The sequence below is a fragment of the Peribacillus loiseleuriae genome (assembly GCF_001183985.1).
GTDB lineage: Bacteria > Bacillota > Bacilli > Bacillales > DSM-1321 > Peribacillus > Peribacillus loiseleuriae.
The window spans coordinates 1,209,990-1,230,457 of record NZ_LFZW01000001.1 but is presented as its reverse complement, the minus strand read 5'-3'; the positions used below and the strand labels follow the sequence as shown (position 1 = coordinate 1,230,457).

26 protein-coding genes and 1 pseudogene are annotated in these 20,468 nt (G+C 36.7%); 11 read left to right on the top strand and 16 right to left on the bottom strand.

From position 1 onward, the window contains the following. Positions 1–39 precede the first annotated feature (39 nt). The 3 genes from AC625_RS05530 to hemE form a co-directional block, all read right to left on the bottom strand. On the bottom strand, positions 40–612 hold the full coding sequence (locus tag AC625_RS05530) for a TetR/AcrR family transcriptional regulator (protein WP_049680367.1): 573 nt from the start codon (positions 610–612) through the stop codon (positions 40–42). Positions 613–1,026: 414 nt separating this feature from the next. Continuing rightward, positions 1,027–1,962, bottom strand: coding sequence for a ferrochelatase (hemH, locus tag AC625_RS05525; protein WP_049680366.1), 936 nt, complete (start codon positions 1,960–1,962; stop codon positions 1,027–1,029). A gap of 116 nt (positions 1,963–2,078) precedes the next feature. After that, positions 2,079–3,116 (bottom strand): uroporphyrinogen decarboxylase, encoded by a 1,038-nt coding sequence (hemE, locus tag AC625_RS05520; RefSeq protein ID WP_049680365.1) that lies wholly within the window; start codon positions 3,114–3,116, stop codon positions 2,079–2,081. Between the two features lie 361 nt (positions 3,117–3,477). Between hemE and AC625_RS05515 the strand changes: the two genes are divergently transcribed. Further along, a complete protein-coding gene (locus tag AC625_RS05515; RefSeq protein ID WP_049680364.1) occupies positions 3,478–3,993 on the top strand; it encodes an antibiotic biosynthesis monooxygenase family protein in 516 nt (171 codons plus the stop codon). Positions 3,994–4,140: 147 nt separating this feature from the next. On the opposite strand, the gene AC625_RS05510 is transcribed toward AC625_RS05515, so the two are convergent. The 3 genes from AC625_RS05510 to AC625_RS05500 form a co-directional block, all read right to left on the bottom strand. Then, positions 4,141–4,350 carry a hypothetical protein gene (locus AC625_RS05510; RefSeq protein WP_049680363.1) on the bottom strand — a complete coding sequence of 70 codons (210 nt, stop codon included), beginning with the start codon at positions 4,348–4,350 and terminating at the stop codon, positions 4,141–4,143. 114 nt (positions 4,351–4,464) lie between these two features. Continuing rightward, the gene (locus tag AC625_RS05505) at positions 4,465–4,692 is read right to left on the bottom strand and encodes a hypothetical protein (protein WP_049680362.1); all 228 of its coding nucleotides are present in this window, start codon (positions 4,690–4,692) and stop codon (positions 4,465–4,467) included. Then, positions 4,692–4,889: a hypothetical protein gene (locus AC625_RS05500; RefSeq protein ID WP_049680361.1), complete on the bottom strand. Its 198-nt coding sequence runs from the start codon at positions 4,887–4,889 to the stop codon at positions 4,692–4,694. The genes AC625_RS05505 and AC625_RS05500 overlap by 1 nt, the downstream gene beginning before the upstream one ends. A gap of 398 nt (positions 4,890–5,287) precedes the next feature. Here AC625_RS05500 and AC625_RS28460 point away from each other — a divergent pair. Next, positions 5,288–5,425, top strand: a pseudogene (locus AC625_RS28460) (MFS transporter); the annotation flags it as partial. A 136-nt stretch (positions 5,426–5,561) separates the two neighbouring features. Here AC625_RS28460 and AC625_RS05490 read toward each other — a convergent pair. The 3 genes from AC625_RS05490 to AC625_RS05480 form a co-directional block, all read right to left on the bottom strand. Beyond that, entirely contained in the window at positions 5,562–6,242 is a 681-nt protein-coding gene (locus tag AC625_RS05490; protein WP_049680359.1) for a superoxide dismutase family protein, read from the bottom strand. A 322-nt stretch (positions 6,243–6,564) separates the two neighbouring features. Then, the gene (locus AC625_RS05485; RefSeq protein ID WP_049680358.1) at positions 6,565–6,819 is read right to left on the bottom strand and encodes a hypothetical protein; all 255 of its coding nucleotides are present in this window, start codon (positions 6,817–6,819) and stop codon (positions 6,565–6,567) included. A gap of 323 nt (positions 6,820–7,142) precedes the next feature. After that, complete coding sequence (locus AC625_RS05480; protein ID WP_049680357.1) at positions 7,143–7,805, bottom strand: phosphatase PAP2 family protein; 663 nt, start codon at positions 7,803–7,805, stop codon at positions 7,143–7,145. Positions 7,806–7,921: 116 nt separating this feature from the next. Here AC625_RS05480 and AC625_RS05475 point away from each other — a divergent pair, with 116 nt between their 5' ends. Then, the gene (locus tag AC625_RS05475) at positions 7,922–9,106 is read left to right on the top strand and encodes a M20 family metallopeptidase (protein WP_049680356.1); all 1,185 of its coding nucleotides are present in this window, start codon (positions 7,922–7,924) and stop codon (positions 9,104–9,106) included. A 104-nt stretch (positions 9,107–9,210) separates the two neighbouring features. Next, positions 9,211–10,026, top strand: a complete 816-nt coding sequence (locus AC625_RS05470; protein ID WP_049680355.1) for an ABC transporter ATP-binding protein — start codon at positions 9,211–9,213, stop codon at positions 10,024–10,026. Positions 10,027–10,105: 79 nt separating this feature from the next. Here AC625_RS05470 and AC625_RS05465 read toward each other — a convergent pair whose 3' ends face one another. The 3 genes from AC625_RS05465 to AC625_RS05455 all read right to left on the bottom strand — a co-directional run bounded on the left by AC625_RS05465 (position 10,106) and on the right by AC625_RS05455 (position 12,904). Next, a complete protein-coding gene (locus AC625_RS05465) occupies positions 10,106–10,852 on the bottom strand; it encodes an EcsC family protein (protein ID WP_049683603.1) in 747 nt (248 codons plus the stop codon). A gap of 110 nt (positions 10,853–10,962) precedes the next feature. Then, positions 10,963–12,168, bottom strand: coding sequence for an ABC transporter permease (locus AC625_RS05460; RefSeq protein ID WP_049680354.1), 1,206 nt, complete (start codon positions 12,166–12,168; stop codon positions 10,963–10,965). Then, complete coding sequence (locus AC625_RS05455) at positions 12,161–12,904, bottom strand: ABC transporter ATP-binding protein (RefSeq protein ID WP_049683602.1); 744 nt, start codon at positions 12,902–12,904, stop codon at positions 12,161–12,163. Before AC625_RS05455 ends, AC625_RS05460 begins: the two co-directional genes overlap by 8 nt. Positions 12,905–14,156: 1,252 nt before the next feature. On the opposite strand from AC625_RS05455, the gene AC625_RS05450 reads away from it, so the two are divergent. The 3 genes from AC625_RS05450 to AC625_RS05440 all read left to right on the top strand — a co-directional run bounded on the left by AC625_RS05450 (position 14,157) and on the right by AC625_RS05440 (position 16,542). After that, positions 14,157–14,582: an HIT family protein gene (locus AC625_RS05450; RefSeq protein ID WP_049680353.1), complete on the top strand. Its 426-nt coding sequence runs from the start codon at positions 14,157–14,159 to the stop codon at positions 14,580–14,582. 184 nt (positions 14,583–14,766) lie between these two features. After that, the gene (gene serC, locus AC625_RS05445) at positions 14,767–15,879 is read left to right on the top strand and encodes a 3-phosphoserine/phosphohydroxythreonine transaminase (protein WP_049680352.1); all 1,113 of its coding nucleotides are present in this window, start codon (positions 14,767–14,769) and stop codon (positions 15,877–15,879) included. A gap of 144 nt (positions 15,880–16,023) precedes the next feature. Then, on the top strand, positions 16,024–16,542 hold the full coding sequence (locus AC625_RS05440) for a tryptophan transporter (protein WP_049680351.1): 519 nt from the start codon (positions 16,024–16,026) through the stop codon (positions 16,540–16,542). Positions 16,543–16,597: 55 nt separating this feature from the next. Here the strand turns inward: AC625_RS05440 and yhzF are convergent, their stop codons facing one another. Then, on the bottom strand, positions 16,598–16,774 hold the full coding sequence (gene yhzF / locus AC625_RS26455; RefSeq protein ID WP_156187425.1) for a membrane protein YhzF: 177 nt from the start codon (positions 16,772–16,774) through the stop codon (positions 16,598–16,600). 271 nt (positions 16,775–17,045) lie between these two features. Here yhzF and AC625_RS05435 point away from each other — a divergent pair, with 271 nt between their 5' ends. Continuing rightward, the gene (locus AC625_RS05435) at positions 17,046–17,411 is read left to right on the top strand and encodes a YtxH domain-containing protein (RefSeq protein WP_049680350.1); all 366 of its coding nucleotides are present in this window, start codon (positions 17,046–17,048) and stop codon (positions 17,409–17,411) included. 256 nt (positions 17,412–17,667) lie between these two features. Next, positions 17,668–18,246 (top strand): HTH-type transcriptional regulator Hpr, encoded by a 579-nt coding sequence (locus tag AC625_RS05430; protein WP_049680349.1) that lies wholly within the window; start codon positions 17,668–17,670, stop codon positions 18,244–18,246. Here AC625_RS05430 and AC625_RS05425 read toward each other — a convergent pair. Beyond that, a complete protein-coding gene (locus AC625_RS05425) occupies positions 18,243–18,578 on the bottom strand; it encodes a DUF1878 family protein (RefSeq protein ID WP_049680348.1) in 336 nt (111 codons plus the stop codon). The two genes, AC625_RS05430 and AC625_RS05425, sit on opposite strands and share 4 nt — an antisense overlap. Before the next feature lie 215 nt (positions 18,579–18,793). Between AC625_RS05425 and AC625_RS05420 the strand changes: the two genes are divergently transcribed. Both AC625_RS05420 and AC625_RS25480 read left to right on the top strand, forming a co-directional pair. Then, positions 18,794–19,339, top strand: a complete 546-nt coding sequence (locus AC625_RS05420; RefSeq protein ID WP_049680347.1) for a DUF3267 domain-containing protein — start codon at positions 18,794–18,796, stop codon at positions 19,337–19,339. A 112-nt stretch (positions 19,340–19,451) separates the two neighbouring features. After that, a complete protein-coding gene (locus tag AC625_RS25480) occupies positions 19,452–19,631 on the top strand; it encodes a hypothetical protein (protein WP_082191243.1) in 180 nt (59 codons plus the stop codon). 329 nt (positions 19,632–19,960) lie between these two features. Here AC625_RS25480 and AC625_RS25475 read toward each other — a convergent pair whose 3' ends face one another. Both AC625_RS25475 and AC625_RS25470 read right to left on the bottom strand, forming a co-directional pair. Then, entirely contained in the window at positions 19,961–20,044 is an 84-nt protein-coding gene (locus AC625_RS25475; protein WP_082190951.1) for a YjcZ family sporulation protein, read from the bottom strand. Positions 20,045–20,195: 151 nt separating this feature from the next. After that, positions 20,196–20,282 (bottom strand): YjcZ family sporulation protein, encoded by an 87-nt coding sequence (locus AC625_RS25470; RefSeq protein WP_082190950.1) that lies wholly within the window; start codon positions 20,280–20,282, stop codon positions 20,196–20,198. Positions 20,283–20,468: the final 186 nt, after the last annotated feature.

The following is a 20,468-nucleotide window of genomic DNA, read 5'->3' as shown; positions in this document are numbered from 1 at the left end:
ATTTGGTCATTAATCTGCAAAAAATGAGGATTACCCGTTTTAAAGTGATAATCCCTTAAATAAATATAGGTCGAACAATTCCGCAATCTCTTCTTTATTTAGAGGCTTCCTTATTCTCTCCCAATCTACAATAAGTGTGATATACATTTTCAGCAAAAGAAATGCCGTCAATTCAGGGTCACAATCTTTAATGTACTTTTTCTGGATTGCTATCTTAATCTTCTGTGCGATAAAAGAAATAATTGCATTTTCAATTTCCTCGACCATTTCCAATACAGCTGGCGTTCTTATTTCTTGTTCTTCTTGAAATAGTTTGATCATCAATTGATGTTCACGCCTAAATTCTAATAGACGATAGAGTGTTAGATGAAGATTCTCCGTAAAGGTTAGCTCAGGATTAATAGCATCGTCAGCTTCCTGCTCCATCTCTACAATCATGTTATCAACAATTTCTTTAAATAATTCCTCCTTATTTGCATAAAACGTATAAATAGTCCCCTTACCAACATTGGCAATCTTGGCAACCTGATCCATCGTTGTTGCTTTATACCCAAATAATGAAAAAGACTTTGTGGCGGCCTCGATAATTAATTTTTTTCGGTTAACTGACATCTTCCACCTCATAACTGACCGAATGAGAAATCCAGTCATCAAGTTCAATAACATATTAACAAATTGGTTTTGAAATTGCAACTACCTATTACAAAAGATCAATCATTACTACAGAGAGAAAAATAATATTTAACAGTAGATCTTCCCATTCCTTCAATCTCCACGTTCTTTGAGATAGCTTGCTTAGATTTTCTACTTATTATCTCTACCGTTTCCCCCCCAAAAAAAAAGGACACTCCACAAAGTCGTTCTTCCATTTAGAGAGGTTGTCCCAAAAGGGTCGACCTTCACACTCTATACACCGTTTATTATGTCATTTACACGTCATAAAAGATATATAGTAGATATGGGGACCCTTTCGTTATAAGTCTCTTTGGAGATCGAACTCTATGGAATTATCCTCTTGTTTTGTTTCTATTGTAGATCTAATTTTTTCATAATAATCGTTTTCAATGCGTCAATAAACGCAGGATTCACATTCGGCATATTAGGGCGATAGTAGTTTGCTCCAACCTCATCGGTTACAACCTTGCACTCATAATCATTGTCATAAAGAACTTCCAGGTGTTCGGCAATGAATCCGACTGGTATGTAAATAAAAGCTTTATAGCCATTTTTAGCGTGCAGTTCTCTCGTTAAGTCCTGAACATCTGGCCCTAGCCAAGGCTCTGGCGTTTGTCCAGCACTTTGCCAGCCTATTTCATAATTCTTAACATTTGCTGCTTCAGCGATTAGCTTAGCTGTTTCTTCAAGCTGTTTTGGATAAGGGTCGCCATTTTGTAAGATTTTTTCTGGTAGGCTATGTGCCGATACGATTAAAACATAATGATCTCTTTCTTCCGGTGTCATTTTTGCAAATGTTTCATTTAATTGATCCACCCAATATTGAATAAATTTCGGTTCCTTATACCAGCTTTCAACACATGTAATCTTTAAATCACCAAGTGTCTCGGCTGCTATCATCGCACGTTCGTTATACGATTTAACACTGAACGTAGAAAAGTGCGGAGCAAGAACAAGGCTTACAGCTTCTGTAATCCCGTCTGCATACATTTGTTGTACTGCGTCTTCGATGAACGGTTCAATATGTTTTAAGCCGATATACGCTTTAAATTCAATTTCGTTTTGCGCTTCGTTCAACATATTTTGTAGCCCTATTGCTTGACCTTCTGTAATTTTGGCGAGTGGAGATATCCCGCCAATTGCTTTATAACGCCCGCAAAGGTCTTCAAGTGCTTCCTCAGAAGGCTTTCTTCCGTGACGAATATGCGTATAATACCGTTCTATGTCTTCCTCTTTGTACGGAGTCCCGTAAGCCATTACTAAAAGACCCATTTTTTTTCTCGCCATTATTGTTAACACCTCATTTAGAATAAACTATCTAACTTCACAATCTACATTTTTAACGTACTACAAGGCCGTGGCGGACCTTAGTCGAAGTTCCTTAATCGAAGCTTATTCTTTTCTTATTTCCATGAAGAATATTCATGTATAAAAGCAGTCAACTTCTTCAATGTTTCCGGATTAACTTCTGGAAAAACGCCATGCCCAAGATTAAAGATGAAGCCAGGTTGCTCCATGCCTTGATCTAGGATTTGTTTCGCTTTATCTTCAATCACTTCCCATGGTGCTAAAAGGTAAGATGGATCAAGATTTCCTTGTACAGCCTTTTGAATGCCCATTTCTCTTGCTTCTCTGATTGGAAGTCTCCAATCTAAGCCAACAACATCAATCGGAAGGTCATTCCACTCCAATGCCAAATGTCTTGCACCTACTCCATGCATGATTAATGGTACATTTTCTTCACGTAAAGCAGAGAATATTCGGTTCATAATTGGTTTAATATACTTTCGGTAGTCCTCTACATTTAATGTACCTACCCAGGAATCAAAGATTTGGATTGCGCTTACACCAGCATTTATTTGGGCTTTAACATATGTAATGACCATGTCACCTAACTTATCCATTAAAGCAAACCAAGCTTGAGGCTCTGTATACATAAACGCTTTCGTTTTATGGTAATTTTTTGAAGGTCCACCTTCAATCATATACGATGCAATCGTAAATGGCGCACCTGAGAAACCGATTAATGGCACAGATAACTGTTCTTTCGTTAACAGTTTAATCGTATCCAACACATAAGTAATATCATTTTCAGGGTTTAATTCACCGAGTTTGCCTACATCTTCAATTGAACGAATTGGATTATCAATCACTGGACCGATCCCAGATTTAATCTCCACATTAACACCAAGTGCTGGCAGTGGTGTCATAATATCTTTATAAAGAACAGCAGCATCCACATCATATTGCTCAACCGGTAAACGTGTAACATAGGCACATAGTTCCGGTTGATGGGTAATTTCAAATAAGGAGTATTTCTCTTTAATTTTACGATACTCGGGCTGTGACCTTCCAGCTTGGCGCATATACCAAACTGGGACGTGGGCTGTTTTTTCCCCTTTTGCAGCCTTTAAAAAAGTATCATTCGTAATCTTAACCATTCATATCCACCTTTCGAACATGACGAATTTTATCGTTCATCGTCTTCCTAATATTAGAATAACAGAAGTCAGATTATTTTCAAATGCAACTGCTTACTACTTTAGGCTATTCCGCAATAGAAGTATACAAATTGTCTAAAATTGTCATGAATTCGACTTTTTTAAACGCATGAATCATGTGAGTAGAATAAATAAATAAATAAATAAATAATGCCTATCAACCCCTAACATATTATTCAAGAAAATCCCCTTCATTAATAAATAAGCATACAGATTTTTTTGTAATGGCGCTTTATTATTGCTATTATTTAACCATAGCAGTTTGAAAGGGTTACCAAAATAAAAATAAGGTGGGGAAATTATGAAGGTATTTATAACAACTGGAACACGTGAATTTCTGCAGAAGGTAAAAGAAAAACATTCAACGGAAAGACTTTATTTCATGGAAAATGTGGAACATGCTCTTCTATTACATGAGACAACTGATAATACAATCTTTTCTTCTCCAAGAAAATTTGAAGTAGTCGATGGGCGTGGTGAACTAAAGGAAGACGGATATGTAGTGATGAATAACATCCCGGTTACAGAGGAGGGCCGTCCAGGATTTGAATTCCGGTTTAAAAATCGCGCAGGCTTGATTGAAAAGGAACCTGGATTCACGGCACTTCGAATTCTGCGACCATTGAATTCGGATACGTATGTTATTTTGACCATGTGGAAAAATCAGGGGGCGTTCACGAATTGGAAAAACTCAAATTCCTTCCAATCCGCTCATAATAAAGATAACAAATCTCTTGATAATCCCGATTTGAATAAAAAGATTTTTTCAGGACCAGCTTATGTAACACAATATTCGTTAATAAATGAGGAAAGTTAATCAAGTAAAGCTTCCATCAGTGGGGGGCATCCTCTACTGATGGTTAGTTGAATCAATCCACCGGCAAACCTCAGATTACTTTCAATTTGGTATCAACTCCGCAAAGTTTCTAACCGACAAAATCATCATTCTTAAAATTCAGGCAGGTCAAACACCAACCCAATTAAACCAGCCTGTATAAGTGTTCTTCCACACTGCATAGATATTAACTACAAGTAAAACAAAAGCAGATAGTACAAGTACAAATGCATTTATGCTCTGCTCATTAAACCAATCGAACTTAACCCCAATTGTAGAGAAGAAAAAAAGAAGGGCTGTTAGGAACCCCCCTAGTAACGTGAAAACATCTTTTTTCATATTAAACCGACTCCTTTTCTAATGTATCTAACCTTTTAATAGCAAACAATCCATCCCCAAAAAAACTACTCCATTCCATGTTGCTCCTCCTATTTAAGACATAAAAAATACACCTTACTCTACCGCAGGTGCTTCCCTAATCTGCATCGTTTCCACGTATTCATCTTCCGTAATATATTCACTCGTATACGCCGCCTTAATCTGATCGTCCGAATAAACTATGACAGCATGTTCTTTAATAGACTGGTGATAATCCACAGGCACGCCACCATCAAATTTCCTATTACCGAAAATGTAAACATTCTGAGCATATGCCTTCGTTAGAAATGGTAAAACTGCCATCAGATATCACCTCCAGATAAGTATTCCATGAAGTCTAGCACCATTGCGCTTATATCCGACTGCTGCTTTATATCGGTAAGAACCTTTTTCAAATCATTGGCATCTTTAGCTGCTTCAACTTCACGATCAAAGTCCTCCACGGTTTTCCCAACTGCTTCCGTAACTCGCTGAATAAACTCTCTTTCTAATTCTTCCATATCAGATTCCACCTGCTTTCATGCGAACTAGCATATCGTAAATCAGCTTGGAATTTACGCGTACTGTTGTAGCAATATCACTATGCTCATTCAATAAGTCATTAAATGCTGCTTTAAATGATCCAGCCCAACTCACAGGAACAGAAACAGGATTCACCGTAAACTTTTCTTTGTCCAGAGCAATGTATGAAACTGTGTATTCAGCCGTGGAGTCGAAGTCTGCCTTTGCTATAGTAGCCCTTTCATTCCCATAGGCTAAATTAGTTTGTTTAATCCATTTAAAGGTATCAACTGTACCATTTTTATAAATATTAATAATTTTATTAACCCTATTTTTCAAAGGTACAATCCTACTAGTATCGTTAACACCGAAATATGCATTATTTATATCTGGTAGAGGAACGCTAATTCCTTGGGTTTTAATCCCAGCAGCAGCTATATGTAATGTAGATCCATTTGAACTAGCACGACGAAATCTATTGCCAGTGACGTTTGGATTAGTTGTTACGACCATTCTTGCAATGTTTTTAATGTAAGAACAGTTACTTTCGTATTTTTCCTTAGTATGCAAAAATGCCTAAAGTCATTAATAACTATTTTCTAACGAACTAGAAGAAGGATGTTTAAAAGGGTCACACTCTTTTAGGCATCCTTCATTCTTATCTAGCTTCATTATTGTTCACCAATCACACCGCATGCGATGCGATCTCCTGCATCACCGGCTGGCTGGGATTGATTGTCGTCTGCTTTTGCATGAATCACAAGTGCCGAGCCATCTGAATCGAACAATGAATTTTCTTGATGAGTCTTTAATGTAACATGTTTAGCTATAACTTCTTCTTTAATCATGCCATCTTTTCCTACTTCAATATTGGGAAGGTCACCTGCATGTGGTCCTTCTTCATGGTCTATACCGTGACTCGCATTTGTAGGATTAAAATGCCCGCCCGCTGTTTTAAAAGTAGGTGCAACACATGACGCTGTTTCATGAATATGAAAACCATGTATTCCTGGCGGCAAATTCGACGCCTCTAAGCTGATGCGTACCCCTGCATCGGTTTCTTCCAGGTTTACTGTCCCAACTTTCACACCTTCCGTATTTTGTAAGTAAACAGTTACCAATTCGCCCTCACCTTTAATCTTTTCTTGAGGGTTATTTTGCTCTACACCTGCATTAGCTGGATTCCCTTCTTGATTCACCCCTTCATCTGAGATTGACCTCTCGTCACTTTTTTCAGTATTGCTACCACTAGCGCTATTACCATTATTATCACTATTGTCATTGCCGCTTCCGCAAGCCCCTAATACAAACATCATGCCTATAAAAATCTTAAAAAAAAGGAAACGTTTCATAATTATCTATCCTTTCTCAATTTATGTTACTACTACATACACTCTTTACAAAATCGAACAACTTTAAACATTTCTAAGCCTTATTTAGACTTAACAACATATGCTAGAAAACAAAAACTACCTTTTCCTGTTGCATTTTGGAAATAGGTAGTTTGTCTAAAAATTAGTCGAAAAGTAAGAAATAAGATTTTTTCCCTACAGCCTGGAGTTTAACTATCTCGCTCCACATCAAAATTTATTAAAAATCGCATTGTTCCTATCTTAGTTTATGCTACTAAATCGCAAGACCATAAACACGAATTACTTTATAATGTCCACTTTATTAAAATAAATGATGCCATTCATAATGTAATGTATTAAGAATTGTCGCTGCAAAAAAACCGAAAATAAACAAAGTCGAACGCTTACCAATCCACAAAATCAATATGATTGCCAATCCAACAGCTGCTCCTATATACGCTAACCAAGGAAATTGAACTGTAGATAGAGATAAATAATAGCCTAAATTAGCAGCTAAAAATACCCCTAGAAGTAATCGATTTACTAACCTCAATTCCGAAAATGCGTGATTTTCCAAAGATAATCCCTCCTTGTTTTAAGTATTATCTCGAAATTTAATAAATACTATTCAAGAATAGCATCTATCTAAAGAAAATGGCTCCTCACATTATTCACTTCAGAAATTTCTTCCTATTCGGTAAATAAAAAGCCGATTAACTTGCCCGTAAAAGCCAAATTACGTTGATTATTGTCAATATCCCTTACCTTTGTTGCCTCATAGTCAGACTAAAAGCAATTAAAAAAGCGAGGATATCCTAAATAAAGATGGGTCAGACCCACATCCACTATATCGTTTATACGACGTGTCATGACACGATAAACAGTATAGGAAGTGTGAGATCAGACCCTTTTGGAATACTCTCGACCTTTATTCGTAAACCATTTATAAAACAAAACGCATGCGATCACAATAGCTCCCCCAAGTGAATAACCTGCCAATACATCAGTCGGGTAATGTGCCTTTAAGACAATTCTACTTAAGCCTATTAGTAGAACGAGTAAACAGAGAACGATTCTAAACGAGTTTTTCAAAATTGTTGACTTAATTTGTTTCCCAATAAAATAAATAGCCAAACCATAACAAGTAATACTCACCATTGCATGTCCACTTGGGAAGCTATACCCTACCGCATCAATCGCTGCATTAATACTCGGCCTGTCACGTTCGATGATTCCTTTCACAAACCGATTCAGCTGATCAGACCCGGCAACTCCAATCGAAACGACAGCCATCGCAAGATAATCTTTTTTCTTGATCCACAGCCAAACGACTACAATCAATGCGCAAACTCCAAGTATAATGGTTGAACCCATTTCTGTAAGCTTATAAAAAAAAGCATACATCCATGTACCTGAAACACTTGAAATGAAAGGTAAAAAGGCTTGATCCAGCTTCAATGGCTGGCCGCTTTGAACAGCTTTTGAAATGATAAAGTAAATAGCTAAACACATAAAAAAACCAATTAGAATAATCGGTACATTCTTCTCATAAACTTTTCTCATTTTCCCCTCCGTTTATTTGACTGAGAACTTACAAAACAGTTAAACCTTCTCTCCAAACATTGTATGCTATACTATTTCCTATATACCAATTATTCACTCAATTTCGGAGGTAAAATATGATTACTATGTTACATACCCAATTAGAAAAATCTTATGAAGAAATGGTCGTCATTCGACGCTATTTACACCAACACCCTGAGCTTTCTTTTCAAGAAACGAAAACGGCTGCTTATATTACCAATTTTTATCAACAACTTGGCATTGAAGTAAAATCTGGTGTTGGTGGTAATGGGGTTGTGGCAAGAATTACGGGTGCTAAACCTGGTAAAACCGTCGCACTACGTGCTGATTTTGATGCATTACCAATACAAGATGAAAAGGATGTTCCTTACAAGTCAACTGTTCCTGGTATCATGCATGCATGTGGGCATGATGGGCATACAGCTACCTTATTGATCCTAGCAAAAGTTCTTCATTCAATGAAAGAAGAACTAATGGGTGAGTATGTATTTATTCATCAACATGCCGAGGAATACGCTCCAGGCGGCGCTAAACCAATGATTGAGGATGGCTGTTTAGATGGAGTTGATGTCATTTTCGGAACCCATCTTTGGGCAACTGTACCAACTGGAACGATCCAACATAGAGTCGGTCCTTTTATGGCGGCAGCTGACCGATTCGAAATTACTCTTTTTGGTCAAGGCGGACATGGTGCACAGCCACATAAAACGAAAGATGCCATTGTCATTGGCGCTCAACTCGTATCAAACCTACAGCAAATTGTCAGCAGACGTGTCAATCCACTCGATTCTGCTGTCGTCACTATTGCATCCTTTGTGGCAGAAAACGCCTTTAACGTGATTGCCGATAAAGCAACAATCGGCGGCACTGTACGGACATTTAATGAAGATGTACGGACATTTATTCCAGAAGAAATTGAACGAATCGTAAAAGGAACCTGCCTTTCCGGAAATTGCACATATAAATATACGTATGATTATGGGTACCCTGCCGTGATTAATCATGAAGAAGAAACACATTTAATCGTCGAAGCAGCTTCTACAGTAGCCGAAGTAGATACGATTGAAGAAACGCTGCCTGATATGACAGGAGAAGACTTTTCGTATTATTTACAAAATGTGAAGGGAACATTCTTTTTCACAGGTGCTAAGCCGTACCCTGATTTTTCCTACGGACATCACCATCCAAAGTTTGACATCGATGAAAAAGCGATGCTTATTGCAGCTAAAACATTGGGCAGTGCTGCACTTTCCTATCACCAAAGTAGTGAAAATAAATAAACAACTCTACTACCATTTAATAAGTTAAAGAAGAGTTTTACGAACCACTCTCAATTTCTATAAGCTCGTATAATTTTGTAAACTTAACTATTGGAGGAGTCTAGATGGTTCAAGAAATAGAAAGTAATGTGATTCAACTAAACGAAATTATTTGGAACAGAGATCATAAGAATATATTGAATTGTATTTCCTGGAAAGTGAACAAAGGAGAACACTGGGCCATATTAGGATTAAATGGATCGGGGAAAACTTCTCTCTTAAAGATCATAACGGGTTATCAATGGCCAAATAAAGGCCAAGTTTCCGTTTTAGGAAATGTATTCGGTAAAACAAACATCCCTGAGCTTCGTAAAAAGATTGGATGGGTAAGCACTTCATTAGATGAAAAATTTCATTCCCGTCCAAGTGATACAGCTATAGAAGTCGTATTAAGTGGAAAAAATGCTTCGGTTGGATTGTATGAAGAAATAACGGAAAATGATATTGAAAAAGCTAGAGAACTTCTTCAACAATTCAGAATTAGTGATTTAACTAACCAAGCTTTCTCATCTCTCTCTCAAGGAGAAAAAAGGAAAGTGATGATCGCTCGAGCGCTCATGGCTTCACCGAGCTTGCTTATCCTGGATGAACCATGCAACGGTCTAGATCTCTATTCAAAAGAAGACCTCCTTTCTACAATTGAGAAGATGGCTCAATCAGCTGAAGGTCCTACTCTATTATATGTAACCCATCATATCGAAGAACTCGTTCCATCTATTACTCACACTTTGTTGTTAAATAAAGGAAATATTATTGCGAATGGACAAAAAAAATCAGTCTTGACCGAGGAGTTATTAGATAAGACTTTTGGTCTCCCCATTTCATTGGGATGGGAAGATGAACGTCCTTGGATTCGAATTAAATCAAAGAACAGAGTATAAATTCCTTAATAAATTTTATTTTAAAATATATAAGAGCCGCTTGTCTCATCTACTACGATTGACACAAGCGGCTTATTTCTTATTCCTTTTCAGATAGAATTCGCAGGCGATACCCATTCATCGCCGTTTCCCCTAGCTGCTCCAACAATTGATGATTGGCATAGGCCCCTACTGCTGCACCAATCCCTGGAACGAGCTGAAACATTTTGACGAAATCAATTTGATCTCTGTACTCTTGCTGAAATTCCTGCCAATCTAATTCCCTGGTATGTTCAGTTTCATTCCAATGCTCAATAATATCCAGTGTCTCTCGTCTCTTTTCTTCACCAGAAAAAGCTAGTTGAAAAATATGAAGAATGAATAGACGTTCTTCGTATTTCTTTGCGTCGAAACCGTACAAACCAGCTATTTCAAAAAGAAGCTTCATTTTGATACTTAATAATAACGGAAAATCAGCAAGACCTAATAAAATACCGCCTGCACCTGTACCTGCCCCTTCAATTACTGCCGTTTTTCGATAGGTTACAATGGTTTCCTTCACCCATTGATCTTTTTGCTGCAAGTTCAAGCAAGAAACATCTCTTTCCTTCGATACGAATTTAGACCCTTTTAAGACAGCTTCAACAAGATTCCGGACGCTCTCGGTAATAACTCCATGTACTTTTTTAGGAATAAAGGTGTTCATTTTGTTTTGTGCTGTTTTGGACATTCGCTCAAAGGTGCCTGATTTCCGCAAAATTTTCTTTTTCCATGCCATAAGCTCACGGTTGATAATTTGTTCATACGTGTCGATTGCAATCGCCTCCAGTTTCTGTATGAAAGACATGGGAAAGGGGCTTCGCACCGCTACCATTGTAATCAGGCGAGTATTGCGTGCTACATGATTTATCCTTCCTGGTTAATGGTGGCGTATTAACACCATAGGAGTTTTGCCTGTTAGAAACTCCTTATTTTTTTTGCAGAATAGCCTCTAAATATTAGAATAAATACAAGTGCCGCTAAGGATGATGCGCCGGCACCCAACCAATTCCCCGCAATAAGTAACACAAGGACAAACACGATTGCTTCAAAAAGTAAAAAGCAAGATACAAGTTGTATAACTGCTGTTTCTCGTAATTTAGCAGGCAAAGGATATAGGGATACCCAAATTTTCAATTCATGCTGTTTCCAAACCGGGAGAATTTGAATTCCTGTCATATAAAGAAATAAAATCGTCACGAGTATACTTGCAACCATTGAAGGAAAGGTAAGTAAAACAAACAAGCCTATAACAGTCAGCCTTATTAGTAGGCCCACATAATCATTGGCACGGAGCATCGTCCGAGCATACAAAAACGTGTAAGTTGATTTTTGGCGATATGGAATAAAGGTGAGTAGCCAGTCTAGCCATTTTCGTCTGGCCACTTTACCTCTCAGCTTAGGTACATCCGTGAATAAATTAGCAATACGGTAAAACGACATCATCCGCTTGCCCTCTAGTTCGATTAATCGCTCCCACTTAATGCCCTTCTTCAACGTTACGTTCCGGTAATAAAAGAACAAGCCGCAAAGAAGTGCTGGTAGTATCAAAGCTAAATTACCGGCCTCTGCAAAAACTAAATAAAGTAAAACAATATTCACTAGTAAACGGATAATGAAGTCAATTTTGATTACAGACGGCTCCGTATATTTCAACATATACCAATGAATATGTATGTTGAAAAATTTCACAGCGAGCAACACAAGGATAATACAAAGACTGTAACCCATATTTAGATCGATTACCTTTGTATACATCGGTAGGAAAACAATGTACACAATGATCAACATAAAGCCCTGCATAATCGCACTCAACAAAATTGAATTTCTAAAATACATTCTTAGCTTCATTTCCAGCGGCAATAGGAACACCACATCCGCTTCTTTCAAAAACGTCATAATCGGGCTTCTTGTTAATAGAAAACCAAGAACAACAGCCATGATCCAAGTTGCTGGAAAATCAGCGGTCAAGGTTTTCACCCATTCGCTGTAATAAAAGCCGAGACCACCGAGACCAATCACCATAACAAACATTAAATGTCCGTTAAATATATATCGTAAATACTTTTGCATTTCTTGGCTATAGCCGAGGAACCGCTCCTTCCATAATCCTTGGCTATTCATGTTTAGTTTCTTCCTTTGTCAATTGAATATATAAGTCATCAAGCGTTGCTCCTGGCATGTCAAATTGACTTCGCAGCTGTTCTAAATCACCCTTTGCACGAATTTCTCCATTGTGAAGAATGACGAAAGAATCACAATATCTTTCTGCTGTCGCAAGGATATGAGTAGACATTAAGATCCCTGCACCGCTTTCTTTCATATTTTGCATAAGGTCGAGTAACGACTGAATTCCGAGCGGATCTAGCCCAACAAATGGTTCATCCACAATATACAAGGATGGTTGAACAAGGAACGCACACATAATCATCACCTTTTGCCGCATCCCTTTTGAAAAATGGGCTGGGAACCAAGATAAACGTTTTTCCATATGGAATTCCTTTAATAATTTCCCCATCCTATCTTTAAACACGGATTCCTCTAGACCGTATGCCATCGCAGTAAGCCTTAAGTGTTCCTCAAGTGTAAGCTCATCATAAAGAATAGGTGTTTCAGGAATATAGGTATACTGTTTTCGATATGCATCTGGATTCTCTGCAAACGTTTTTCCATTAATCGTAATCGAACCACTCTTCTCTTCCATCAATCCAATAATATGCTTAATCGTTGTACTCTTACCTGCTCCATTCAAACCAATAAGTCCAACAAGCTCATTCGGTTGAATGTCAAAGCTGATTCCTTTTAATACAGGAATTCTTGTATAACCTCCGACTAAGTTGTTTATTTCTAATAAGGACATATCAACGATCCCTTCCATAATATATGTTAGTTCCATTTTAGCAAATTCCCTTTTGTTTATCGAGTTAAGAAAGCTTTAGTTTTTTAACGAATTTTACTGTCTACCTACAACGCTTTTCTAAATAGTGAAAAAAATATTATTAATCCTCGTGTATATAAAACTAAAATCGTGGTTATCATAAGTAGTGAAGAAGGGGTTCTTCATTAGACTTTTGATTTTATCATCTTGTCAAATGAGGTGTCAGTTAAAGACAACTAACTGCAATATACCAGAAACTTCACTAAACCAAACGTTTATGCAAGGAGATGGTTGCTTTGCGAACATTAGACGAAATAAACATTCATGAACGATCCAATATGCTTTATTGTTGCAAAACTTTAGAGTTATAGGAGATGGTTGCTTTGAATGCAAAAACTTTTTTAAACACTTAACCTTACTTTTAGTAAATGAGGTGTTTGTCGAAGACAAGTCTATGTAATTAAACGTATTTGAAGTGTGGCCCCTTTTTCATAGGCAGGGTGCAGCAATTAGCTGCATCCTGTTTCTTTTTTAACATATAAATTCATATATATTCCCAACCAAGGATATAACAACAACTTCTCTTCTATAAACGGATGGTCAAAAGTCCGGTAAAAAGGCTTGCAAATTGTGTCACCGCTCTGTCTTTCCGGTTCTCGAACTTCTCCGCTCTTTTCACCCTTCTTTTTGAATACGTACTATAATGTACGTTCATGTTATTTGGAAAACTTCGTTATTTTTATATAAACAAAAAACATATGTATATAAAATGTGAATCGTGGCTATCATAAGTAGTGAAGAAGGGGTTCTTCATTAAACTTATGATTTAATCATTTTGTCAAATGAGGTGTCAGTTAAAGACAACTAACTGCAATATACCAAGAACTTCAATGAACCAAACGTTTTATGCAAGGAGATGGTTGCTTTGCACACATTAGACGAAGTAAACATTCATGCACGATCCAATATACTTTACTGTTGTAATACTTTAGAGATATAGGAGATGGTTGCTTTGAATGCAAAAACTTTTTTAAACGCTAAAACTTACTTTTAGTAAATGAGGTGTTTGTTAAAGAAAAGTCTATGTAACTAAACGTATTGAAGGATGGCCCCTTTTTCAAGAATCGCAGGGTGCAGCAATCAGCTGCATCCTGTTTCTTTTTCTTTCCGACTTTCATGTAGCTATGATAGGATAAGATTACCTCTAAACATTAACCAAGGAAGGATGTCAAAGATGAGCGATTGTATTTTTTGTAAAATTATTAATGGAGAGATTCCAAGTACAAAAGTATTTGAAAATGAACATGTACTTGCCTTTCTTGACATTAGTCAAGTAACGAAAGGTCATACACTAGTCATCCCAAAAGTACATAAAGAAAATGTATATGAATTAACACCTGACATTGCAAAAAACATTTTTGAAGTGGTGCCAGAAATTGCTCGAGCTATGAAACAAGCGTTCAATCCAATCGGCTTAAATACAATAAATAATAACGGTGAAGCTGCTGGACAGTCCGTTTTCCATTACCATCTCCATCTAATTCCGCGCTACGGTGAAGGGGACGGATTTGGAGCCGTCTGGAAAACTCATACGAGTGAATACACAACTGAAGACTTAAAAATTATGGCACAATCCATTTCACAGAACATTAAGAATTAACCTAATTTAAGAAATTCACCTTTGGAGCCTGCCTCAACGGTGAATTTTTTTGGTAAAAAAGTAAAATCTTATTAAACTCATGATTTATTTCACTAAACATTCACTTTTTTCTTTCAACTTCTAAACATTTTCTGATAGGATAGAGACAATCAAATCCTTTCACATATTACAAGGAGGAACAAACATGAAAAGAGCACTTAATTTTAATGCAGGTCCTGCTGCTTTACCTGAAGATGTATTAAAAAGAGCACAATCTGAATGGTTAAATATCGACAACACAGGGATGTCGGTCATGGAATTAAGTCATCGTAGTGATACATTTGAAACGATCCATAATCACGCCATTCAAACGCTTAAAGAACTAATGGATATTCCAGAAAATTATGATGTACTCTTCCTGCAAGGCGGTGCTAGCCTTCAGTTCTCCATGATTCCAATGAACTTACTAAAAGCCGATAGCCTAGCAGATTATGTTCTAACTGGAAGTTGGTCGGAGAAAGCTTTACAAGAAGCGAAGAAAATCGGGACAACTAGGGTTGTAGCTTCTACAAAAGATGTAAATTATACATCCATCCCGAAACTTTCTGACATCGTCTACAATCAAGATGCAGCTTACTTACATATCACTTCGAACAATACCATTTACGGAACTCAATGGAATGTATTTCCTGATACAAAAAACGTACCTTTAGTTGCGGATATGTCCAGTGACATTTTGAGTAAAAAAATTGATGTCAGTAAATTTGGTTTAATTTATGCCGGTGCTCAGAAAAACCTTGGTCCGTCTGGGATTACCGTTGTCATCATTCGTAAAGACCTTATTTCTGATTCTTTGGACGAAATTCCAACCATGTTGAATTACCATACACATCAAGCTAGCAATTCTCTATATAATACGCCACCAACATTAGCTATTTACCTCCTCTCTCTTGTTCTTGATTGGGCGAAGGATTTAGGTGGGATTACCAAGATTGAAGAAAATAACGCGAAAAAAGCAGAATTGCTTTATCATGCCATTGATTCAAGCGACGGTTTTTATCAAGGTCATGCCAAGCCTGACAGCCGTTCTTATATGAATGTTACATTTACCCTTCCGAACAAAGAGATTGAGCAGGAATTTTTGCAAAAAGCTAAAGACGCAGGGTTTATTGGCTTGAATGGCCACAGATCTGTCGGTGGCTGCCGTGCATCCATTTATAATGCCGTTCCACTTGAACACTGCCAAGAGCTTGCTGATTTCATGAAAAACTTTAAAAAAACCTACCAAAATAGAGAAAAAACCTTGTTCAATGCATAAGCTATAACTTTTTCAAAGCATTGTTTGAAACTCCTTCTAAAAAAAGGTTAGTCATGATATACTAGTTTAAACTTCTCGCAATAGGCAATAGTGCACTATTGGGGAGGTAAACTTTAGACGAGACGAGAATGGGAGAGATGAGAAATGAATACGAAAGTACTAGTGTCATTATCCTTATTAATGGGATTAGGTGCTGTTCTGCATCTAGTTGTTCCGGGATTTGCTTTTGGGGTTAAACCCGATATGATGCTGACTATGATGTTTTTGGCCATAATCTTATTTCCAGAAAAGAAAAATGTTTTTCTTGTAGCAGTAGCAGCCGGTGTCATTTCCGGACTTACAACAACCTTCCCTGGAGGGTTCATACCAAATATTATCGATAAATTTATCAGTGCCTTTTTATTCTATTTCATGTTTTTAGCTATTCAAAAATTCACTAAATCAATTATCAGCATTGGTATTTTAACGGCAGTTGGAACTATTATTTCTGGCACGGTATTCCTTACTTCCGCTTATTTCCTTGCAGGTCTGCCAAAATCCTTCCTTGTGCTATTCTCAGGAGCAGTTCTACCGGCAATCGTATTGAACGTAATCGCCATGGCAATCATTTATCCAATTGTGACTGGACTTGTGAAGAGATCAAACATTCCTGCAAATATATAACATTTACTAATTCAAAACACCGGATCTTTTTCCGGTGTTTTTTTAAAACCATCATTTAAATAACAAGCTGGATCAGAATTCCAATTAGAAGGAAAGCGATACTTGCTACACCTAAGATCAGCACTCTTTGTTTTATAGTTTTTTTTGGCGGAAACATGCCTGGTCTTTGTAAAATGGCCAAATAAAAGAAGGCCGCCATTAAAAACGCGATCGATAAAATAAAGAAAAACAAGACGCATCTCCTCCTTTTCGGAATCTATTTGTCATGTATATGTCAAGCCTCTATTTTTTATGAATTCTCAATCTATAAACTATTTTTATTGAAAAAAATAAAGATGTTTAAAAAATTATTTTTGTGATATAAAGAATATATAAATTAACTCTTTTACTAATAAGTAAATTATGGTATTTTAATAAAAAGATTACCAACTATTATTTTCTTACCTAGCAGGTTTTTTTAACTATAAGGCGAAATTAATATAGTAGAAAAATGAGGTGGTCATATGAAGGCAAAATCAGTCATTCTTGGAGTTATAACAGGAACTATTGTTGGGGCAGCAGCAGCTCTTCTCACCGCACCAAGTTCTGGAACAGAGCTTCGCAGTCGGGTAAAGGTAAATTCAAATGAAATTTCTAACTCCTTTAAAGAGTTAAAAACAGAAGTGATGAATCTAAAAAAAGATGCCATGCATGCATCGAAAGTAAGCACAGAGACAATTAAAGCTTTTATAGAAGATGTGAAAATTTTGATTGAAGGCTGGAAGCAGGATATTGAACCAAATTCAGAAGAATTATCAAAAAATATGAAAGAAATCGAAGCGACGATTCAAGAACTGGAAAGGATTGCTTCTCCTAAAAACCAATCATGAAAAAACTGACCGTTCCATTTATCCAAAAGCCGGCTTACATAATGATTTTTCTGCGACAGAGTGTAAATATTCTTTAATGAAAAACAGGTCTTTTTAACCAATCCTAGCCGGTATTTTCTTCTTTTCACCATAGCTTAAGCTTATTCCAAAAAATTTACATAAAAAATTCTAAAAATTTCGCAAATTTAGCTTTATTAATCTTTACTTTATTGTCATAATAAAACTAGAGAATTCTGATAAGTAGGTGAGTGTATTCATGCAGGAAAAAAATTATACTATGAAAGATGCTATGATCTTCAGCCAGAGAATTGCTCAATTAAGTAAAGCACTTTGGAAGGCCGCGGAAAAGGATTGGCAACAATGGATTAAACCGTTTGATTTAAACATTAACGAACATCACATCTTATGGATTGCTTATCACTTAAACGGAGCTTCCATTTCAGATGTAGCTAAATTCGGAGTTATGCATGTTTCAACCGCATTTAACTTCTCCAAAAAGTTAGAGGAACGCGGTTTATTAAGTTTTTCAAAGAAAGAACATGACAAACGTAATACCTATATTCAAATTACCTTAGAGGGTGAAAGCATTTTATTAGAGTTAATGGAACAGTATGACCCAGCTAACAATTCTGTTCTTTCAGGAACCCTTCCAACGCGAGAGCTATATGGGAAATTCCCTGATATGATGGAGATGATGGCGATTATCCGGAATATTTATGGCGAGGATTTCATGGGGATATTTGAACGTTCATTTGATAATATCGATAAAGAATTTACCGTAGAAGAAGGGAAAATTGCGAAAAAAAAGTCAGAGAAAGAAACTGAGGCTGTTTAATTCTTTGCAATTTTCACCATATCCTTCATGAAAGAATCATATAATCCTTGCTTTAAACAAGCTTCAATTAGTTCTTTTACTGTTACTTTTGCTGTTAATTCCATTGTAAGGCGATTAAAAAGCGGTTGAAAGTGTATATACCCTTCCGCTTTTTCTATTTCATATTGCTTGCTCAACTTATCACATAATCTCAGAATCTCATGTGCTTCCGTTTCCGAAAGATTTTTTTCAAAAAATATAACGTCCAATTCCGCATTCGGGTTCCGAATAACATTTAATAAGAGCTTTTGATGAAATTTCAGTCTATTAATTTCCCTCTCTAAGTCTCGCATTTCCTGCCTCCACCAATCTTGTTCATTTACCTCTTTTCTCCATTATACATGATTTCTGTTACTTCTCCATGATTGCAAGCGCAAACAGATTATTTCATGTAATATTCTATTGATTTTTTTGCTTAATCATCGTAAAGTATGGGAAGGATTTTATAAGAAAAGCATATTGGCTTTATCTTATTATCCTTACTATTCCGCTTGTGGAGGCGAATTTTTTGAATAGCTGGAAGTCGATCAACTTGGATAGACAATTCGGGAGTCAATTTATCTTATTTTTATCCATGATGACCACGTTATTTTCTTTTATTGTTATTTATTTAAGCATGAGCGCGTTTTTTCCTAATGTCTCCATGTATGATGGTTATGGCTGGGTGTTACTTTTTTCAGTGCTTTTCTTATATCCAACTCATAAACTTATACACTACTGTCCTTGTATTTTGGAATATCCCAAAATTAGACCTGCACTTTATTTAAAATGGGGTGTAGTTCCACTCATTTCATTCAAGATAAATGACCCCATTCCAAAACGACTGTACAGATTAACCTTACTCTTTCCTTTTCTTGTATTAACCAGTGTTTTTATCGGTGGCGCATACGCTTTCCCACATTACGCGCATTATTTTACCATACTGCTTTCCATTCACACCGGATTATGCGTTTCTGATTTTATTGCGCTCAAATGTATGGTTGGGTCACCTGAACAAAGCTTTGTAGAAGAAACTGAGCAAGGATATGACATTCTTATTTTTAAAGATTACTAGGATATTTACAAATGGCGAAGACAACAAATTAAAAAGTTTTAAGTATCTTTTTATGAAATTATTTGGTATCGTAAAGATACAGACTTGTTCTAGAGGGAGGGATTCAGGAGTGATAATAATTGTGTTTATCATCTTCTCGGCCTTAATTCTATATAATATTAACAGAATGACAAACTCATTATGTATCCAAAAAGAAATTCCTGAAGACCGCCAGACGAAAGTATTCCGGACTATTAATATCTTAATTACGATTTTACTATTGTCCTCGTATGTTGAAATATCCTTTACATAAAGTGTGTGTTCGAAAAGGAAGATAACAAAAGCCGAGAAGGTCTGCGAGCGATCGTCTCGAGAACCGGAGAGACAGAGCGACGTAGAAATCGTAAGCTTTTTTATCGGACTTTTTGAACAACCTCATAAAGAATGAATTGTATAGGCGGCGGTCGGAATAACCGTTCTCGGTCCTTGATACAGCAAAAAGGACTACCCACGAGTGACTTATGACCCGTGGGTAGCAAGAGTAAGTTCAGACACCAAAATGAATCGAAAAAGATGTGCTTTTTGCTTATTGAACGAAAAAAGGTGAATCCATTAGTGGTTCACCTTTTTTAATATCTAATTTTATAACCATGAAGCCCCGATGATAATCAAAAGAATAAAAAGTACAACTATCAAAGCGAAACCTCCGCCGACGCCTCCAGACATTGTGTATCCTCCTCTCAATGGTACATACAATCAATCCCGTTTCCAAAAACTAGTTGCGTTTTTTACAACCATCCCTTTAACGGCTACGATATTCTATTCAGCTTAGCTTTAAGAAGCGTGGGCTTTTTGTTTTTTTAATTAGAAGTGGTGTTTACCCGCAAAAAGAAGCACCAACGATGATTAATAAAATAAACAAAACCACTATCAAAGCAAATCCCCCGCTAAATCCATTGCCCATATATATTACCTCCTTTATATTGATTGACAGCCTTTGTTAAAGAACAAGCTGCCTAATCTGCATAGAACCAATATGAGTGAACGATCCTTACATCATATGTAAAGGGCAGGAAATTGGGTGGGCGGTTACCTACTTTCTACAAACTAAGATGCAAAATTTGCACTTTAATTTTCGAAAAACTTCCAA